General features: G+C 44.5%; 13 protein-coding genes. 5 read left to right on the top strand and 8 right to left on the bottom strand.

Features of this window, described 5'->3' with window-relative positions; translation table 11 throughout:
* The first annotated feature begins 461 nt into the window (after positions 1-461).
* Complete coding sequence (locus JJQ94_RS02175; RefSeq protein ID WP_099030696.1) at positions 462-1,703, top strand: UPF0149 family protein; 1,242 nt, start codon at positions 462-464, stop codon at positions 1,701-1,703.
* 87 nt (positions 1,704-1,790) lie between these two features.
* Here the strand turns inward: JJQ94_RS02175 and JJQ94_RS02170 are convergent, their stop codons facing one another.
* Positions 1,791-3,482, bottom strand: coding sequence for a hemolysin D (locus tag JJQ94_RS02170; RefSeq protein ID WP_099030695.1), 1,692 nt, complete (start codon positions 3,480-3,482; stop codon positions 1,791-1,793).
* A 386-nt stretch (positions 3,483-3,868) separates the two neighbouring features.
* Between JJQ94_RS02170 and lodA the strand changes: the two genes are divergently transcribed.
* Both lodA and lodB read left to right on the top strand, forming a co-directional pair.
* Positions 3,869-5,953, top strand: coding sequence for a CTQ-dependent lysine 6-oxidase LodA (lodA, locus tag JJQ94_RS02165; RefSeq protein WP_099030694.1), 2,085 nt, complete (start codon positions 3,869-3,871; stop codon positions 5,951-5,953).
* Between the two features lie 5 nt (positions 5,954-5,958).
* Positions 5,959-7,089 carry a lysine-epsilon-oxidase maturase LodB gene (gene lodB / locus JJQ94_RS02160; protein ID WP_236596478.1) on the top strand — a complete coding sequence of 377 codons (1,131 nt, stop codon included), beginning with the start codon at positions 5,959-5,961 and terminating at the stop codon, positions 7,087-7,089.
* Positions 7,090-7,161: 72 nt separating this feature from the next.
* On the opposite strand, the gene JJQ94_RS02155 is transcribed toward lodB, so the two are convergent.
* A complete protein-coding gene (locus tag JJQ94_RS02155) occupies positions 7,162-7,467 on the bottom strand; it encodes a hypothetical protein (protein WP_099030692.1) in 306 nt (101 codons plus the stop codon).
* A 112-nt stretch (positions 7,468-7,579) separates the two neighbouring features.
* Between JJQ94_RS02155 and JJQ94_RS02150 the strand changes: the two genes are divergently transcribed.
* A complete protein-coding gene (locus JJQ94_RS02150) occupies positions 7,580-8,461 on the top strand; it encodes a LysR substrate-binding domain-containing protein (RefSeq protein ID WP_099030691.1) in 882 nt (293 codons plus the stop codon).
* Positions 8,462-8,580: 119 nt separating this feature from the next.
* Here JJQ94_RS02150 and JJQ94_RS02145 read toward each other — a convergent pair whose 3' ends face one another.
* Together JJQ94_RS02145 and katG are read right to left on the bottom strand one after the other, a co-directional pair.
* Positions 8,581-10,491, bottom strand: coding sequence for a S9 family peptidase (locus JJQ94_RS02145; protein ID WP_099030690.1), 1,911 nt, complete (start codon positions 10,489-10,491; stop codon positions 8,581-8,583).
* Positions 10,492-10,660: 169 nt separating this feature from the next.
* On the bottom strand, positions 10,661-12,847 hold the full coding sequence (katG, locus tag JJQ94_RS02140) for a catalase/peroxidase HPI (protein ID WP_099030689.1): 2,187 nt from the start codon (positions 12,845-12,847) through the stop codon (positions 10,661-10,663).
* A 513-nt stretch (positions 12,848-13,360) separates the two neighbouring features.
* Here katG and JJQ94_RS02135 point away from each other — a divergent pair.
* Positions 13,361-16,186 carry a TonB-dependent receptor plug domain-containing protein gene (locus JJQ94_RS02135; RefSeq protein ID WP_099030688.1) on the top strand — a complete coding sequence of 942 codons (2,826 nt, stop codon included), beginning with the start codon at positions 13,361-13,363 and terminating at the stop codon, positions 16,184-16,186.
* Positions 16,187-16,264: 78 nt separating this feature from the next.
* Here JJQ94_RS02135 and JJQ94_RS02130 read toward each other — a convergent pair whose 3' ends face one another.
* The 4 genes from JJQ94_RS02130 to aroQ form a co-directional block, all read right to left on the bottom strand.
* Complete coding sequence (locus JJQ94_RS02130) at positions 16,265-17,860, bottom strand: PepSY-associated TM helix domain-containing protein (RefSeq protein ID WP_099030687.1); 1,596 nt, start codon at positions 17,858-17,860, stop codon at positions 16,265-16,267.
* 3 nt (positions 17,861-17,863) lie between these two features.
* Entirely contained in the window at positions 17,864-18,118 is a 255-nt protein-coding gene (locus JJQ94_RS02125; protein ID WP_099030686.1) for a hypothetical protein, read from the bottom strand.
* Between the two features lie 531 nt (positions 18,119-18,649).
* Entirely contained in the window at positions 18,650-19,105 is a 456-nt protein-coding gene (gene azu, locus JJQ94_RS02120; protein WP_099030685.1) for an azurin, read from the bottom strand.
* A 305-nt stretch (positions 19,106-19,410) separates the two neighbouring features.
* Positions 19,411-20,616, bottom strand: a complete 1,206-nt coding sequence (gene aroQ / locus JJQ94_RS02115) for a gamma subclass chorismate mutase AroQ (protein ID WP_236596477.1) — start codon at positions 20,614-20,616, stop codon at positions 19,411-19,413.
* Positions 20,617-20,705: the final 89 nt, after the last annotated feature.

Below are 20,705 nucleotides of genomic sequence, written 5' to 3'. Positions count from 1 at the left end.
GATAGCAATTAAATTAGACTGTGTCATGTATGGACTCCTTATTTGGTAAAAGTGTTTTGCAATATCTTTATACCGTACTCTCCCGATAAGGGGGAGGAGTCCATACATCTCCTACCTGCGGGGGGCTAGTGTGGTGGGAGCGGATTTATTTCGCGATTTTTTAAGTAGAGATCGCCGCGTAAAGCGCCTCCTACCTGCGGGGGGCTAGTGTGGTGGGAGCGGATTTATTCCGCGATGTTTTATGTAGAGATCGCCGCGTAAAGCGCCTCCTACCAGCGGGGGCTAGTGTGGTGGGAGCGGATTTATTCCGCGATGTTTTAAGTAAAGATCGCCGCGTAAAGCGGCTCCTACCAGCGGGGGCTAGTGTGGTGGGGGTGGATTTATTTCGCGATTTTTTAAGTAGAGATCGCCGCGTGAAGAGGCTCCTACCTACTTATCCAATTGTTAAAGGAATATTCAATATGACTCCAAGTGCGTTACGCAAAGCAGTTAATGCCTTTTCTAAGGATACTCAGCATCAACCAGATTATTATTTTGTTGAAGGCTATTTGATTGGCAAAGTTGCCATTAATGATATTGCTGAAATACACGAGTGGTTGCCTGAGCTCTTTGGTGATTACACGGCTATTTACCGTGCTCAGTTAGAGGCCTTAATGGATTTGCATGAGCAGTGCGTTTCAAGCTTGGATGGAAAAACTTATAAGTTGCCAAAAGAGTGTGCGCTCTCTAAGCAAGACTTTGCAGCATCATTAGTAGAAGGTGCTCCGTTACCGAGCTTTTGTCTTGGTCTGCTTAAGGCCTTGGATAAAGTATCTATTGAGAACTTGTCACTAGAGCAGAAAGGTGCGGTAAGTGAATTACAACAACAGCTCACCGGATTTACTAGCTTAGATGCAGCAAAGGCAGCGTTTTCATACGCTGAGCCTATGATGCCTTTTGAGCGAGAGGCTCATGACGTAAAGCGTTATTTGGCAGGCGCGATTATGGAGTTAGGGGATACTTTAATTTGGGATCCTGAGTTAGACAACGAGCTCGGAGCGTTTGAATTTGACGAAGATTTTGATGAAGAACAAGAAGAAATAAGAAACTCACTGATTGAGAACTTACTCAAATTGACTCACATTGATTCAATCCCTTTACTTGACCAGTTTATTCATAATGAAGAACAAGACTTTATTACGCCTGATTTCATAAAGGAAAATCAAGGCAATTTTTGGCTTATCCACGAAACCAGACCTTATATGTTTATTCGTTACCATAAAGCGTGGATTTACTTTTGGGCAGGCAGAGTACAAGCGGCGGTTGATGAGTTAGACGTGCTGCTGCGACTTAATCCAAACGATAATCAGGCCTGTCGATACCTGTATGTGAACGGTTTAGTCATCTTAAAACAGTGGGATAAACTACAAGCTTGCCTTGATGAATATGAAGAAGAGAGTATTTTTATGCTATCTGCAGAGGCGCTGATGCGCTTTGCACAGGATGGCGAGAGCAAAGCTTTGAATGAGCTAAAAGCGACAATCAAAGGGTACAATAAGCACTTTATCAAGATGCTTACAGGTCAAGAAAAGACTAAGCAAAAAGAGATATATGGCTACACCTTGGGTTCAAAAGAAGAAGTCTTAAGTTATATAGATTGTGGTGGCAAAAAAGCCTGGTTAAGCGTTGAAGGAAGCCTCTTTTGGCTGCGCAAGAAAAGTTAATCGTACTTTGTTTCAGGCATGCTGAGTGAGTCTATTTAGGAAAAGGCCCTAAATGATAGGGCCTGCTGGTTGGGGGATTGTGTTAAGTTATATGCTTTCAATCATCCACTTAGCGGATAACTGGTCCGGCTCGCCATGGCGATTTAACTCAGGTTGGTTTTGCGCTTGGTTAAACCAAATATATTGCTGCCAAAATTGATTTTTGATATTCCAAACACCACCTTGATAAATCAACGAGTAGAGTGCTTGCTTAGGGGAGTCTACGAGCTTGAGATAACCTGCGCTTGTGCTGCTGTAACTTAAAAACAGTGAAGGGGCCTGAGTGGTTCTAAAATAGTGCTGACCCTCAGCATTGGTTACCTGAATTAAATCGATAGGCTCAGTTGGGCTAAAGGTAATTCGGGATTCATTGTTCAGGGTCTGTGCTGCTAAATACTGATTATTTACGGGCGACTTTATCGTGATTTGTGTGCCTGTATCTGCACTTAACTGCGGATATGCCCAGCCGCTTGGTGGCGTTTGCCAGGTTAGAGATTTCCAGCGCCAATTGTAGGGAATATCTAAGTGTGGGTCGTTAAGATCTTCAAAACCAGGTTCGGCTTCGATATTAAAAAGACATTGGTTTCGCTCTGCATCTAGCTGTGCAACACGCTCTGTTTGGCTAGTTGTGCCTACATTTAGCTCTGCCATACACGCTTCGAGCGACTTCCCTTTTCCTGACTCATTAGGGGCCAGTACATAAGTATGGTCACGTTTACTTTCGTCCTCATACCAAGCCAGCATAGCGGCCTCGTCAAACGACAACCAGTTTTGTACTAGTCGCTGTGCTTCTTGCTCGGCTACGCTAAGTCTTTGTGCTTTTGGTATTGCCATTGTGCGAATAAACGCAGCCCAAAGATCTTTACTGGCCTCCAGCGCGACAATCGCAACCGGTTTCATGCTACTAATACGATAAGACTGCCAACCAGACTCTAAGCGTGTATTCGCTTGCCAAATTACATCGCCACTGGTGAAGTTGAGCACATCTTTGGTGTCGTGCGAATGCTGCTCAGCACCCTCTGAGCAAAGATAAGCTTTTACTTGCCAAACCTTTTCGTAGTTGTCTTGTGGGAGCCTTACCGTATGTTCTGGACTAAATGAGTCTTGAAATAGGTGAACGGCACGGCCAAATAAAAAGTAATTATGATCTACTTCCGCAAGGGCGGCGTGGCCACCACCATCCCACACTTTGAGGCGCTTTTCCTCAGCCATGGCTGCATCAATAAAATGTTGAACAAAGCGTTTTTGTGCGCGATAAGCTGCATCTACACCACCTTGGCCTGCAATATCGTCATAACGGCGCATAAAGTGATCTAGCTGAATGTCAGCCGGTTCTTGCGAGACTGCGCTAAAACAGTTTGGGCCGGCAGGATCGGTACTGGCATTGGTGACGTTAAATCCAGCAATATCAACCCAACGCTCACCGACGATGGCGGAATTCACACTGTCGTATCTTGGTTCATAGAGCGGATTGTTGTTTAACTGGGACTGGAGTCGAGTAATTTCATCTTGTGCGGTATGTAGCGCGATGTTCTTTGCCAGACCATAGCGCCAAGCGTGTCTGGGGTCGTTGGGATCTGGTTCGATAATATGTTCGGCATCCAGCACCTCAAGTGCTGCGGTGCGGGTTAACCATTCATGTCCCATGGGCATGATCCCTTGTCCACCAAATTGAGTGAACGCTTGAACTGTGCTGCTTAATGCAAGTCCTAGTGCAAATGTGAGAGGCTTTATTTTCATATCTACTCCTTGAAAATTAAAAGCAAAAAATAATGTTTTTACTCAACTGAGGGACAAGGATTATAGTTTGTGAAATAAATGTTTCAATTAATTTTTGTTTGTAACGAATAAGTTTTCTAATTACCTGATTTATTTTTTGAGTGTTAGGTTCTTACATGGTTTAAAAAGATAAAAATATTTTTCATTTAATATCAAATTATTGTGGATTATTTTGTTCGTGTTGTATGTTCTGTAATGAAGTGAAATATGCACATTTTATTGCTGGTGCTACAGTTAGTCTACTTAGCTGGGACTCAATTTAAGCGAAAGTTAGCGCACACTTGAATATATTTTGTTAACAAGTGTGCTGTTTTGTGCCGTGATTACTATATCTAAAGGATATAAATATGAACTATTCACTTCACCCCTCTGTCGGCGTCGCAAGGCTCGGTAATAGCGATGGTCAGTTTTATTTAGCACCAGACAAAATAGGCGGTTTACCATTTGAATCCGATGAATGGGGCAATAAGATAGACAGTCCTGTCAGTCAGTTTAAAGATGCAGAAGGCCGGATCCGCAGACAGGGTCAACCCTTTAAAATCATTGACGAAAATAACAATGAGCTAACGTTATCGAGCGATAACGTTAAATCAATTAATTGGACCGTACACGTCGCTAATAAAAAGGCGGCATGGTATGAGTTTAATGAATTACAAGGCAACTTACTCTATGGTCAAGATAATAGTTATAGCAATCGCAACACGCCTTGGCGTAATGCGGATGCAACGGATCGCCGAAGCTTAATTATTGATCCAGGTCCAAGAACGATATCTGGCGCAAATGCAAAAGCTGAATTTGACGCCGCTAGTGCACCGGCAGGGTATCCGGTTAGTTTCCCTCCCAAACCGTGCCAGGGCAGAGAAATAAAGTCGCTCGGAGATATTTTAACCGATAACGAAGGCCGCTTAGTGGTACTTGGCGGTAAAGGGAATGCGGGTGGCAACCAGCCTCTTGAATCTTACGGTGGTGCGGACACATGGCATGATGATATTGCGGACGGGACTGTGTATTGCACGGTTACGTTTGACGATGGTAAAACCTTGCAACTCTCTGCTTGGGTAATTGTTGGCTCTCCGGACTTTGCACCGGAAATCGTTAATATCTCCAACCTCAGTGATACTATGTTTGACGTTGCGGTGCGTGAACAAAACTTATGTCCTGAGCTTTACAGCAATGGTGAGTATCAGTCTTCTTATCAGGCAAATTATTACCAAGATATTGAGCCGATTATCCAGCGTATCAGCCGTTATCAGTGGGTATCAAATGTCCAATCTATGTCGGCATTTGTGTCCAATATTTTTGATTTTAAAGACAATTCGGAAGATAACAAAGCCAATCGTCAGGCTTACTTTAAGTACTTTAGACAGCCAGTAGACCCTGCCACAGTGCAGCAAACTCCGCCAAACGAGCAAACCAATCAGCAACTCTTTGAGTATGGTATTGAGGGTAATTTACCACTGATGCCAATGAACTCTGGCAGTAACTCGGTGAGTAATGCCGAAGACAATATTGTCGATAAGTTTTTAACGTTAACGCAGACTCAATACTTCTTACTGAGCCAGTGGGCTGCTGGTAACTTTTCAAGTGCTAAACCTTCAGCGCCACAGAGCGCAGTCGATGAGTTTGGTGTATTTTACGCAGATCAAGGTAGCGTGGGTAATTGCGTTGGCTTACCTATGTGTCCAGGGATAGAAGTAACTTGGAGCTTACAAAATCCAGCAGTGTACGCTGCGCCTTATGTCATCAAAGATCAAAGCATGGGTAATGGCTTTCCAAGTGGTTTAGATGCTGAGCGTGATGAGTGTGAAGGTGGTGGATGTCAGCCGGGAGATTTAACCAAGCGCATGGCATGCCCGTGGCAAGCAGACTTTTTCAACTGTACCATTCAAAATGTGAACTTTACCGAGCCAACGGTGAATAAAGTGAACGTTGGCACGGAAGACGATCCGCAAATGGTGCCCGCCGCCCCAACTTACTATAGTTACTGGTGGCCGCCGCAAAGCCCTTGGGATGTATTGACAAATCAATTTGATGATCAATCACTTACCCACTTGCCTGCAGGCCAGCAAGTCAATTATGCACGTGGCATTAATAGCTTTGTACAAATGGTTGAGCATTGGTCGGCGCTTGGTTTTATTCGCAATCAAAATAGTGATGAACCGAATTTCCCGTACTTTACGGAAACCGAACGCAATCACCAATTGTTTGCTTATAAGGATGTGCCTGTTTCGGATATTACTGGAAATATTCAAGACGACGGAACAGATATTCCGGTGTTTTATATTCCTGATGACCTTAAAAATCACTTGTCTTGCGGGTGCTCTAAGGCCAAAGCAATATTAAAAGGGCTTGAAGACAAAATGGCTAAGCCAATTACGCAAAAACGAGCTGCGAAAAAAGTGCCTCGCAGCGGTACTCGAACAAGACGGTAATGGATATGAATGGTACTCACGAATGTGATGTGCTAGTAATTGGTGCTGGCCCTGCCGGGGCTAGCACCGCATTAAACTTGCTCAATCACACAGACCTATCGGTCATTTTAATCGAGCAGTCTGATTTACAAAAATTAAGAATTGGCGAAAGTGTATCTGCAAGTGTGTTTTCGGTATTGGACTATTTGCAGATAGACAGAGCGGATTTCGGTCTGCACTGTTTTACTCCAACTCAAGGTAACAGTGCGTTTTGGGGGAGTGATAAATCCGCTAATCGTCACGCGATTTTTGCACCAGACAGAGCAACCTATCAAATTAATCGCGAGATATTTGATCTAACCTTGCTCGAAAGCACGATCCAGCGCGGTGGTACGGTATTCCCTCGCACTAAAAGCAAAGCAATCACTCAGTTGCAAGACGGTCGTTATTCTGTGGGGGGGAGTCATCCTGACTATGGTCAGTTTACAATTATCTGCGAGTATCTTGTTGATGCGTCAGGGCGCAACTCGCCCATTGGCAAATCTCTAGGGGCGGCTGTCCAGCAATATGACAGACTCACAGGGGTTGGTGCTTTCTTTAAAGCAAAGCAAGGTGCGCTTGAGCAACTACAACTAATTGAAAGCGATGAATTTGGCTGGTGGTACAGTGCGGCACTTTCTAACGATATGTTAGTTGTAACGTATTTCAGTGATTTTGAATTGCTCTCAAAACAGCGCTTAAATCGTTTGGCGCAATGGCAAGTGCACCTAGATAGCAGTAAATATATGTCACGGCGGGTAGAGGCCGCAAAGATGATGGACGAAAACTTATGGATCCGACCTGCCGGAAGCCATTTTAGTAGCTTTGCTCATCTCAAGAATTATTTACCTGTGGGGGATGCGGCTTGTGCGTTTGACCCTATTTCCTCTATGGGATTAGGGTTTGCCATGACATCGGGGTGCCAAGCGGCAGCCATTATCGGCAATACCAAAACATCTCAAGCATTTATGCATAGCAGCAAGGTATATCAACAAGACTTAGCGCGTCAGTTTGATCATTATTTAGCGCTAAAGCAGCAGTTTTATAATAAGGAAAAACGTTGGTGTGATGCACCTTTTTGGTTCAAGCGGCAGCAACTTATCAATCAGGTTGCTTAGCTGAAACTAAAACTAGCCAAAGAATAACAACTGCTAGCGCAAGTTGTTATTCTGATTTCGGGTTAGTTTATATTAAAGCAAACTTAAAATGTGTTTGGCGTTTTGTCGGGCAAGACAGCCTTTGACGGGATCGGTTGAAAACGTTTTAGCCGATATTTCCATAGGCTCCCCTTCATGAAGTACATCACCGCTATAGACCTTAACTCGACAGGTCGTTTTGTTTTGCTCTTCTGAATAAACAAGCTCCACTTTTTCGGCCTTCATGATTAAGTTTTTGTAGGGGTATCCCGCATCGGTAAATACTTTTTCAGTTTGTACCTGCTCTGATGTTGATGCGAGTGCTGTTAGAGGAAATGCAAGAATAATTGCGTATTTCATGATAAAGACTCCTTCCGTCTCTGATTTCATTGCTAAGTATTGTGTGCATTCATAAAACTGACAAACTAGAAATTCTGACTTATAGTTAAGTTTTAATTAAGTAAGATGGCGAATGAAATCACCTCCACTCAAAGGACTTTGGTATTTTAAAACGGCAGCCGAACTAGGCAGTTTTAAGCAGGCGGCGGAAGCCTTATTCGTGACACAAGCCGCCGTCAGTCAACAGATAAGAACGCTTGAGCAACAGCTCGGCTGCATGTTGTTCGAGCGGCAAACAAGAAAGGTATTGCTAACTCAGCAAGGACAAGACTTGTTGCCATACTTACACAAGGCCTTTGGGCAAATGGAAATGGGTCTATCGACGTTAAAATCAGATCCTAACCCAAACACCATTAACCTGTCGGTTTTGCCTTCATTTGCTACTTGTTGGCTTTTGCCTAGATTGGCGAGCTTCAACAAAGCATTGCCAGACTTCCAGCTACGTATTGATCCCACCGAGCAACTCGCCGATTTTAACCACGACGATATCGATATTGGGATCCGCTTTGGATTTGGTAACTATCCGGGACTGAAAAGCGAACTCATCGCTGAAGATGAGTTAGTTCTTGCCTACCGTCCTGGATTAATTGACCCAAACAAACCGCTGCGAGAGCAGCTATCAAAGCTCAATTTTATTTATGACGAAGGTCGAGATAATCAACATGCGTGGCTGGAGCTAAACAAGCAGCTGGGTTTAAGTGGTCATACATTCAGTAATCTCAAAATTGATAATGCGGCATTGGTGCAGCAGGCAACGGTGGCAGGGCAGGGTTTTTCTTTGTTACGTAGACGTTTAGTGAATCAATCTTTAGAGCTTGGCCAGTTAGAAATCTATCCCGATTTTGCATGGTTATGTGAATATCGTTATTTCTTGGTCGCACCTGAGCGCCACTTTGCGTGGCCTAAATTAAAGGCGTTTCGGGATTGGATAGTTGCCGAGCTTAGATCGTGCTGAATTTTACTATTTAGCTTTATCCCACGGTATAATTTAGGTCAAAGTATAGTCATAAGTAAACAGTTCGGATCCGAGCTAAATAACCTGAAGTTAGATACTCGGATCCGATAGCCTATTTGTTAAAGGTGCTTTTTAAGAAAGTCGAGATAGGCTTGAGAGGCCTCAATACGGTTTTCCTTTTTCGAGAATCCATGCCCTTCATCGTCAAATAACACATATTTGACAGGCACATTGTTTGAGCGAACGGCTTCGACCAATTCATCACTCTCCACTTGAAGTACACGAGGATCGTTTGCACCTTGCACAACCATCAATGGCTTAGTGATATTTTTGGCATGGAAAAGTGGCGAGATACGATGCAAACGCTCCTTATCTGTAGCCGGATCGCCCAGCTCATCATATAGAGACTTCCTATATGCTTCCCACCATGGTGGAATAGACTCAAGGGTTCTTACCCAGTTAGTGACACCAAAGATATTGATCCCCAATTTGAACTCTTCCGGCTTAAATGCCAGTGCCGCTGCAGTCATATAGCCACCGTAGCTCCCGCCCATTATGCCGATACGATCAGCATCGACCCAGTCTAGCTGTTGGAGATATTTTTTACTCCAAACGATGTCTTGTAAATCATCCTCACCATGACGTTTGTCGTCTAAATGGAAGAAGGTTTTACCATAACCAGAGCTGCCTCGGTTGTTTACGGCGAAAATCGCATACCCTTGATTGACCAAGTGCTGAGTAAGTGCACTATAACCCGTCATGCTTTGGCCTCCGGGACCTCCGTGAACAAATACAAGCGCGGGCACTTTATTTGTCGAACTAGCAAGTTTTGGCTTGTAGAGTACGCCTGGCACCTCCAAACCATCAAAACTGTTAAAGCGAGCGATGGTGCTCTCGACCAAATGTTCGGTATTGATTTTGTCGCTCAAGGTTGAGGTCAACTGCTTAACTTCATCACTGCCAACACGCCATACATACAAGTTATTTGGCGAGGTGTCCGAATTTAAATAAAAAGCCATCAGCTTTTCGTCATCGGAGAAGTTAACGCTGTTGATACTACCTGCAGGGAGCTTAGGTAGTTTAATGTCCTTGCCTGTTTTAAGATCGGTGATCGTGACTTTTACGCTAGAGTCTTCGTTTACCCCTACAACACGATAGCGGTTGGAATCGGAGAAATATAAGAACCTCACGTCCCAGTTTTTTTCTATGTATGGCGTGTGTTTACCCGTCGCGATTTCATAGCGCCAATTTTGATAAAATTCACCATGGGCATCGGTCCCATAATATAAATATTTGTCGTCTTTAGAAAATGCTGAAGCCGAAAAGTTTGCTTCGTGCGCCACATTTGAGATCTCAACTAGTGGGGTATCTGGATTTAGTAAATCGAGTAAGAATAAGTCGCTGTCTTTATTACCTTGCGCATTGATAAGTGCAAGGTAGCGATCGGTTTCACTCACCTGTTGGACATTTAAATTCTTGTCATTTTTATAAATAAGTTCACTTTCGTAGGTGGCAGCATCAAAGCGATATAGATCCATAAAGCGCTCGTCACGCTGATTGCTTAACACGTAAAAGGCGTTGTTATCGTTAGTAAAACCGATAAAACCGGCTCTCACTTTTTCTCCTGGCGTGAGATCTTTAACGTGGCCATTTTCGTCACGGACAAAAACATGAAAGCGCTCATTCCCACCGTTGTCTCGCGTGAATAAGATGCGGGGGTCATTTGGAAAATATCCGATTGGGTAGGTTGAATCGGTGGCATCGGTTATTTGTGCTCTTTCACCGGTTTTGACGTCAACTTCATAGAGGTTATATATTCCCGATTCGTCAGACGTGACCAAAATTTTCTGTGCATCAGGGCGAAACGCGCTGCCTTGAATATTTGTGGTATCAAAAAAAGTTTCTGCTGAATAGGTTTTAAAGTCCGAGACAACTTGGTTGGTTTGCGGCTTATCAACTTGTTGAGTAGTTTGGTTACATGCACTTAGCGTGGCGAGCAAGGTGCATGCAATGAGTGATTTTTTAAACATAATTTCCCTGCATTCATTTTTATTATTGATTTCTAGCATATAACGATAGGAAACAATGGCAAGCATATGGATAGGGTTTTGTGTAAACCAATGTAGTGGTTAGGATGTGATTGTCTGTCAACGTAAAGAATAATCACATCCTGAAGTGGCCAAGCTTACTTTGAAGCAGTTATTTTAGGTCAAATCGGTCTGCATTCATTACTTTTGTCCATACGTCAACAAAGTCGCGGACAAACTTCTCTTTGCTATCATCTTGTGCGTACACTTCGGCGTAAGCGCGCAAAATAGAATTAGAACCAAAGACGAGATCAACGCGAGTCGCGGTCCATTTTACCGTGTTAGTGTCGCGCGTTCTGATCTCATATAAGTTCTCTCCAGCAGGTTCCCAGCGATATGCCATATCGGTCAAGTTGACGAAAAAGTCATTACTCAAGGTGCCGACGTTATCGGTAAATACGCCATGCGATGTTTGGCCGTGATTGGTGCCGAGTACGCGCATTCCGCCAATCAGCACGGTCATCTCCTTGGCTGTAAGCCCCATCAGTTGGGCTCTATCAAGCAGCATTTCTTCTGGTTTTACGCTGTAGTGCTGTTTTTGCCAATTGCGAAAACCATCATGTACAGGTTCTAATACGTTAAATGACTCAATATCGGTTTGCTCGTCTGTGGCATCGCCCCGCCCAGCGGTAAAAGGCACTTGGATTGATACACCGGCATTTTTAGCCGCTTGTTCAACGGCAGCGCAGCCACCCAATACGATTAAATCAGCCATGCTTACGGTGGGCGTAAAATTACTTTGCACGGTTTCTAATGCCACGAGTACTTTCGCTAGACGCTCCGGCTCATTTCCAGACCAATCTTTTTGCGGGGCTAGGCGGATCCTCGCACCATTTGCACCCCCTCTGAAATCGGAATATCTAAACGTTCTGGCACTATCCCACGCGGTGGCAACTAACTCCGAAAGCGTCACATTAGTGGCAAGAATTTGTTGCTTAAGGGCGCTAATTTCACTGTCGTTTAGGGTGTAGTTAACGCTTGGTACGGGGTCTTGCCAAAGTAGCTCTTCATTGGGTACTTCAGGGCCAAGGTAACGACTTTTAGGGCCAAGATCACGGTGGGTGAGCTTAAACCAAGCTCTTGCAAAAACATCGTTAAAATAGTCAGGATCGGCATAGAACTTTTCTGAAATTTTACGATAAGCTGGGTCCATTTTGAGCGCCATATCAGCATCCGTCATCATCGGCATACGGCGTTTAGATGGGTCTTCTGCATCAACAGGCTTATCTTCTTCTTTAATATTGATGGGCTGCCATTGCCACGCACCCGCAGGGCTTTTGGTTTGCTCCCATTCGTAAGTGAACAGCAAGTAGAAGTAGCCATTGTCCCATTGGGTTGGATTCGTCGTCCAAGCGCCTTCAATACCACTGGTTACCGTATCAGAACCAATGCCGCGCGAGCTGTGATTCATCCAGCCAAAACCCTGTTCATGCAAGTCCGCGCCTTCTGGCGCCGGGCCTAACTCATCGGCGTTGCCATTTCCGTGCGCTTTACCCACAGTGTGTCCGCCAGCGGTTAGTGCAACGGTTTCTTCATCGTTCATTGCCATTCTAGCGAAGGTAACACGCATATCTTCAGCCGTTTTTAGTGGATCTGGGTTGCCGTCTACGCCCTCGGGATTAACGTAGATCAAGCCCATCATCACGGCTGCAAGCGGATTTTCTAAGTCGCGCTCACCGCTGTAACGGCTATTTGGATTATTTGAGGGGGCCAGCCATTCTTTTTCGCTGCCCCAGTAGGTGTCTTTTTCTGGATGCCAGATATCTTCTCGGCCACCGGCAAAGCCAAAGGTTTTGAATCCCATTGACTCATAAGCAACGTTGCCCGCCAGCACGATTAAATCGGCCCAAGAAATACGATTGCCGTACTTCCTTTTAATCGGCCAAAGTAAACGCCGGGCTTTATCTAAGTTTCCGTTGTCTGGCCAGCTGTTTAGTGGGGCGAAGCGCTGATTACCCGTATTTGCGCCCCCGCGACCATCCGCAACACGATAACTACCTGCGGCATGCCATGCCATTCGGATCATTAATCCGCCATAGTGTCCCCAATCGGCGGGCCACCATGGCTGCGAATCTGTCATGAGTTGTTCGAGATCTTTTTTCAGGGCTTGATAATCAAGACTTTTAAATGCGGTCTTGTAATCAAAATTGGCATCCATCGGATCGGTTTTTGTATCGTGCTGATGCAATATGTCTAGGTTCAGGCTATTTGGCCACCATTGGTGCTCAATATGCTCTGACGACGTATTTGCACCATGTGCAAAAGGACAAATCGATGGTGTGTTTTGCTTCTTATTCATGGGAGATCCTTGTTTATTCGATGACGGAAGATTGCTAGGGTCTAAATATCTTTCAAGTTTGTTTTTGCAGAAGTTTGATTGGTATCTACACAAGGCAAGTCGAACGCCGCGATCAAAACTCACTCAGGGAAATAAAAATCAAACAACAACAAAAACCAACAGATCCTAGATAAAGTTAGCTTCGATCAGTGTTTTTTACCAGATTTAGGATTGCTTGAAGGGGAGGCGCCGTTCAACATTGACTACGAAGAGATTGGTGATGTTTGTGACTTTTTGGGTAGTAAATACGCCAAATTTGGCTGAGTACATGGTTTTCAATTAGGTGCTTGAATATTCGATAAAAGTAAATAAATTTTGCGCAAATTGTCTGGAATTATTTGTTGGAACGATTTAATTGTGTTATCAGTATAAAAAGGCGCAATAAATAACCTATTTCACTCCCAGTAGTGATAATAAGAAACTCTCTATCGTCAGCGTCTAATTATAATTTGGAACGTTACAAAGGAAACCGTTATGACAATAACAAAACAAAAAACGACTTTGGCGTTGGCAATCGCCAGCTTGTGTGGATCGGGCGCTATGGTGTGGACGGCCCCAGTGTTTGCCGCGGAAGAAGCTTCGGAACCCGTTGAAAAGATAATGGTCACAGGGTCGCGTATCGCGCGGGCAAACCTGAGTAAACCCGGCGCGGTAACAACAATATCTAGAGCGGATATTGAGCAAACCGGGTTTAAAAATATTGGTGATATGCTGCAAAATCTAACGGTTTCCGCCAGTGCACCTAATGCTTCTCAAAATGAAAATACGTCGGGGGTAACAAACTTTGACTTACGTGGTTTAGGCGCGCAGCGCACGCTGGTCTTGCTAAATGGCCGCCGCTTACCAAACGGTGGTAATGGCGCGGATGCTGCGGTCGACCTGAGTGCCATTCCTACTGCGATTATTGAACGTGTTGAAATTTTATTGGATGGTGCCTCTTCTATTTACGGCTCTGATGCAGTGTCTGGTGTTGTTAACATTATTACTCGTCAAACGGGCGATATTTTTGAGGTGAGTGGCTCAATTGGTCAATCCGCTGAAGGCGATGCTGATACAACTTCTTTGGAACTCGTAACAGGCATTGTTGGTGATAAAGGGCGCTTTATGGTGAGTGCCAGTTACGATGAAAAACAAGAAGTGTATGCTGGCGACAGAGATTTTAGTCGTTATGATTTAACACTTAACCCCGATGGCAGTTACGGTCAAGGGGGTAGCTCCGCAATGCCTTGGAGTAACCTAAAAGTCACGGATGAAAACGGCAAGGAAATATTTGTTACCCGAGGCCCTGAATATGGCGAGTGGCGTGAAACTATCTCCGATGCGTCACTTGCGCAAAATGACTTATATAACTATCAAGAGCCGAGCTTGCTGCAAACGCCTTTTGAACGCTATAGCATGAGTGCATTTGGAGAATATGATCTTGGCAATTTGAAGTTTTCGGATGATGTGGTATTCAACTTCGAGGCGCTTTATTCACATCGAAAATCCACTACCAATGGCGCGCCTCAGCCATTAGTTCCAGTTTGGGGTGGATATTTGGATTTTACCTACTCACCTGATAACTATTACAACCAACAATTCGGTCCGAAAGACAAAGATGGTAACCCTTATGCCATCAATGACTGGCGTCGCAGAATGGTAGAAACCAATGGCCGTATGAATCATGTAGAAAACAGCCAATACCGTATCGTGATGGCGCTCTCTGGTGATTTTAATACGGATTGGAGCTGGGAGCTGGCCTACAATTTTGGTCGCAACTCAAACAAACGACTAAAAACTGGCATATTCAATTGGCCAGCGGCTAAAAATGCGGTTGGGCCTACCCATTTTGATGAGCAAGGCGTGCTGCGCTGCGGTGCTACACCGGATGCGCTAATTGAGGGTTGTGTGCCGCTCAATATTTTTGGTCAACCCGGCACTGACTCTGAGATTTCCGAGGACATGCTAAATTATCTCTCTGGGGATTGGCCGGGGATCCAACAAGGTCATAACCAGATTAAAATCGCCAGCGCGAATGTAAGTGGTGTCGTGGCGAGTTTGCCTGCGGGCGACCTAGGTGTGTCTTTTGGCATCGAAAATCAAAAGGTTGAGGCGCGCAATCAAACAGATGCCGTTTCTATTAATATTTTAGTCACGGATGGGTTAGGTAGACCAACTGGCGGCGAATACTCGCTCAATGAAGCCTACCTTGAAGCCGTTGTACCACTATTATCAGACCACGATTGGGCGGAGAGTTTAGAGTTAAACCTCGCGACTCGATATTCAGACTTTGATACGTTTGGGTCGACCACCAATTCCAAAGTGGGCGTATTTTGGGCGTTGAATGAGCAGTTGAGTTTTAGAGGCACTTGGTCACAAGCATTTAGAGCGCCTAATGTGGTGGAACTCTATAAAGGAAGGTTACCTGGTTTTGAAAATGGCGATGACCCTTGTGCTGTAGCCAATCCAAACCAAAACTGTGTCAGCACAGGCGTTCCCGCTGATGGTCGTTACCGAGAAACGATCGGACAGATCAGAACCAATACTGGCGGTAACACGGAACTTGAACCAGAAACTGCGACGAGCAAAACACTTGGGGTGATTTATCAGCCGAGCTGGCTTACTAACGGTTCGATCACCTTAGATTTTTATGACATCCAATTAAAAGATGCCATTGGTAACATTAGCGCGGTGACTAAATTGAGCGAATGTATGAATAATGGTTTGTACTGTGACTCTGTTCATCGTGTTCAGTCTGGTGAGTTTCAGGGAGTGATCACCGGCGTCGATGTATTTAATGAAAACCTCAATGCGTTAAATCGTCAAGGGGTGGATGCGGAAGTTCGTTTTGACATCGGGCAGTTTTCATTTGGTGATTTGAGTACTGCACTAAACTGGTCATTTGTAAGTAAACATGAAGTCATTGAACCGGGTCTTGCAACCAAAGATAGAGCCGGACAGCGCGTTAATGGCCAGATGGCGGTGCCTGAGCACAGAGTTAACTTTGCACTTAATTGGCAGCATGACGACTTTAGCGCAAGTTGGCAAAGTTACTACATCGACTCGATGTTAGAAGAAGTATCGGTTAAACAAGGCGACCAAATCGTTAACTTTACCAATACTGTTGATAGCACGCTGACACATAATGCTCAAGTAACCTACCATTTAGACTCTGTTGATACTCAAATTACGCTGGGCGTTAACAATCTATTGAATGAAGCGCCGCCTTTTGCGACCGGCAATGGGAATAACGCAGATCCCATTCACTCGTCTTTATATCTAGGCCGTGAATACTACTTAAGATTTAAGACTGAGTTTTAATTTCACATTGTTTCCCTGTGAGAGTAAGACAAAGCGGGCTATGTAAGCCCGCTTTTTTCATTATCTTATGCAGCTTGGTTAACTCATGGTTTGTTGTGGCTGCTGATCTTGCGAAACTGGCGCTGAAGTTTGTGCTGCCGCGTTGATCCGTGACACTGCTTTCCAACAAATCAAGGCCATTAAACACATAAGTGCAGTTACAATAGCAAAGTCAACTCTCGTTTGAGTGGGTAAAATATTGTACTGGCTAACAAAAGACGCCGCATTCATGACCGCGCTTAAGCAATAGCAAATGCCACTTAAACCTAATAATACTTTACTAAACGACAATACGTGCTTTGCGAATTGACTGCTAATTAGTGCAAAGAGAAAGGCTGAAAACATCGAAAACTTAACCGTCTCTAGTTTGTCTATGTGACTTGTCGATAGAAAAGTTGTCATCGCGAAACCAATGGCGATGGCCAGCAGCACACCGATAAAGCCACCTGATGTTAATCGTTTTACAAATAATAGACTTTTAGCACTTTGTTTTTTCTGCTTGGCACGCTTATCAATCCACATCAAATTACCGGTAACGATTAAATAGGCGGTTGCAAGGCCAAGACTCAAAAATGCCAGTCGCATGCCATATCCAGCAAAATCTCCAAAGTGAAGACTCGCGATGGTAGAGAGCCCAGCTCGAACAGCGTTGTCGTAGTTGTTTTCAGTGAGATAAATTTGTGATTGGTCGTTTAGCGTGTATTGTACTTCTTTGTAATTTGAAAAAGCATCGTTACTTTTCGCGGTAAAACTCACTACTGCGTTTTTGTCGCCAAAGTGGGTGATTTCCACCGTTGTGAGCGACACATCCCCTAACGTATCTAGTGCTTGTACTCTTAGTTGATCGACTCCGCGCATTGGTCGAGATTGCTCCATTGCTTCGATATTTGGTTCATTAAATCCAGCGGCTTGGAGCAGAGCCGTTTGATTGCCACCGTAAAGTAATACGGCGTATGAAATCTGATAAATAATAACGAGATTAAAGACTAATCCCGTGAAGGCATACATTAAGTGAAAAGGTAGGCCCATCGTGCCAATTAGGTTATGAGCATCTAGCCATTTGTCTTTTTTACCTTCGGCGCGATATTGGAAAAAGTTTTTGGCTATTTTGCGCCAGTGAATGATGATCCCGCTTAGCACAGCAACGAAGAAAAATAGGGTGATGATCCCAACAAAATAGAGTCCGGCGCGGCCAAGCCCTAAATCGTAGTGCAACTCATAGAGAAAACTCGCAAATTCAAATCTGTCGGCATCAGCAAGGACTTCTCCCGTCTTTGGTGATAGCAGAAGGTGCTGGTCTTGATGATCCTCGCCCGTGATCGGGTGCGGCTCGTCTAAATGGGTTGCAAAGTAAACTTCAATAAAAGGGTTATGTAGCGTTGGCTCACGCATAAAAAAACCATGGTGTGTATCGACATCGTATTGCTGCGCAATTGATGTAATCGCCTTGTCGTAGGAAATGGCGCTAAGTGACTCGTTAGACTGGGCGGCTAGGGAGGCACGTTCCCAGCCCGTGATGTTGTCTCTGAATAGGCTCAGAGATCCTGCAATAAAAACGATGAATAGCACCGTTGAAATAATGATCCCTATCCATGCATGTGCTTCGGTCAATGATTTTAGTATTTGATTTTTCATTGTTTATCTTATTAACAGTAATGCTATGTTTAGTAGCAAAGAGGGGATAAAGATAGCAAACAAAGGTTTGCACGCGGCTTTAGCGCTTGAAAATGCATAGCTCCAAACTAAGATCCCCGCCCATATCGGAAATGCCAGCACCAGACCTATCATCAGCTTTGTGGACTCTGAAAATGGCAGGAGTAAATTGAGGTTTAGCACCAAAGAAATAGATAGTAATAGCCCTAAGAAAAACCCAACTAACGTTTTAGGCCACATAACTTATTCCTCCAAAAAATAAAGATAGCAAAAAAACCAGTGTTGAGCATAGATAGAGGCGCTTTACTGAGTATCCACTTATTAGGGTCACCGACACTAAAGAAAACATGATTAAAACGAGACTGGCTAACATTGCAGAAATAATTGGGTATTGCAGAGTTAATATAATAACCCCAGACAAAACAAGGACTACAGCCATACTGTATGCTGTGGGCTTATGTATCGAAGAGGCCAAAAATCGTTGTTTAGGACTTGCTAAGTAGAGTAACACGGCGGTAAACCAAAACGGTATAATTGAGAAAAAGCTCATGATGGTGATAATCATTATTGTTTGTAATTGATTGTAATGATTATAGGTATGTTGTTCAAGGGGGAAAGTAATAATTGCAGTGAGAGAGATAGCCTAGCAGGAGTGGGGCGGCGGAATGCTTGAAAAAACTGCTTCTTCATCACGGTATAAAGCGCCCCGAGTGGAAAACTGTAAGAGCGGGTTTTTGAAAAGACTCAGTATAAACTCCGCTCTGAAAATGGCTAGCTAAGTGTAAAGGTGCCTTGCATAATAGCGAAATGGCCCGGGAAAGAGCAGAAGAACTTGTAACTTTCACCTTGCTTTAGCTGCTCAGTGGAGAAGGTCACCGTGGTTTGCTCGCCACCGCCAATCACCTTTGATACGGCTAAAACGCGGCTATCGTTTGGCTTTACATAGCTATTATTTGCACCTGCCGACATCCCATCGGTTGCAACGGCTTGAACATCTGCAGCTTTGCTCAACACCCAGTTGTGGCCCATGGTGGTTGCTGGCAGTTTGCCCGTATGCTTTAACGTGACTGAAATTTCTTTACAGCTAGATGGCGCACTGAGTGATTTTTTAGAAAACTGCATCATGTCGTTGGCTTCGATACTGAGCTCACATTCATTTGCTGATGCAGTATGAGAGAAAAGAAAGGCACCGAGACTTAGCAATGTGATGGAAAGAGAGGTTTTCATGTTTAACTCCTTAATTAAAAATCATTCTCATTATTATCTTTGCGGAAGTGAATGTAAATGGATGCAGATCAATAAAACGGGTCTTTACGCGAAGTGACTGAAATTAAAGAGTGAAAAGCAAAATGAAAGTTTAACAGGCCCAGATGTTCAGGCCATCAATGCAATGGAAAGCCGTCAAGCGGCAAGAACAAGGCTGTAGTTCTTTTAAAACCATTGTCTTATGGCTGATGTCGTCGGTGTAGTCCTGATCAGGCAAGACATCAGCTAATCCGGCTTGTTGCTATCGCAACAAGTCGCTAATTTGTTTATGAAGCAGTGATAGTGCAGTTATCCACCCTGCGCACCTTTTGCAGTGCCGAAAAGAGCCTAGTTTTGTCGGATGCAAAGAGCTGTTCGGTGTTTATTATTTGGTTAAACAAGCCTGCCAGTTCATCCGTGAGGTTACCGTGCTTGTCAAGATCTTGGGTCAGTGTTTCAAGAATGGCTGCACCAAGCTGATTTAATGTGCTTCTTAGCTGATCCAAGTTAGCGTCTTCGTTTGGTATGCCTTCAGCCAGCCATTGTGCCCGGTATCTGTATTGAATTGCCTTTGCAGCATCCATTTGTGCTTGGAAAAACGCCTCAACGCTTGCACTATCCAGACATTGCTGGCGGGCTTGCTCTAGCGCTTTTGAAAGTACAGTGGCTTCACGGGATAAGTCTTCAATTGGCCTGTGTTGTTGTGCTTTAAACAGTGCTACAGGCTGCATCTGAGCAAGGCGTTGGTTGATATGTGAGAATAACTCCTCTGCAGAGTCTGTTCGCGCTTTGACCAATGCATTCGCCTTTTCAACGATCTGTGCCAGCGCGCTGCGAGCTTCATCTTCACTTATCGGCTGAGATCGTTTTTCCATTTTCATCAGACCAAACAGCGTATGGTTATCCGCGTTATCCTGAACGCTTACTTCGCGTAGTGCCAGCTTTGGGTAAACCACTTTGAGTGTGCAGCTACCTACGGCAACGGTGTTTTGGTCAAATTGTCCATTTGCAAGTAAACGAGCCGCTTCGTTGGTGCCTTTGGGCACAGGCTTGGTTTGTATCTGATGAGCATTGAGCCAATGACCAATTTGATTCAGGGCTGCCGGGTGGGATGCAGCATGCGTAATTTTAGTTGTCTTGTTCAATCCGAAAACGCACATTTCGATGGGCATATGCACGGCGGCGCTCAGTTCAGTTACCTTGTAGTTACGCATCGCTTTGACAATCGCTGGAACCAGTTGCCCTTCAATAGTGGAGTTGGCCAGCGCGCTGAAAGCCCAGCTTTGCGTTTGCGCGGCATTGGCATAAGTATGCTCCGGGGTGCCCGAGTAAAAACGCTCATAGTCCTGCGACTGGCGGTTGGCGAGTAGGTCAAGTGCGGCATGATTAAAACTCCCCGGCCCGGCTTGTACATAGACAGACGCGGCATGGGTTGTCAGCGTAAACAGCAGCGCGGGTAACGCCAGTAAGCGAAACATAAATGACAATTTCAAGGGCTTTTCCAAAGGTTCTATAGGCAAAAAAACGAATCCTAACAGAACCACTACGCGCTGTCCTGCAAGTGGAGTGATTTATTGATAAT

This window comes from Pseudoalteromonas sp. GCY (genome assembly GCF_016695175.1).
GTDB lineage: Bacteria > Pseudomonadota > Gammaproteobacteria > Enterobacterales > Alteromonadaceae > Pseudoalteromonas.
The sequence above is the reverse complement of the archived record's forward strand: the minus strand, read 5'-3'. Positions and strand labels throughout refer to the sequence as shown.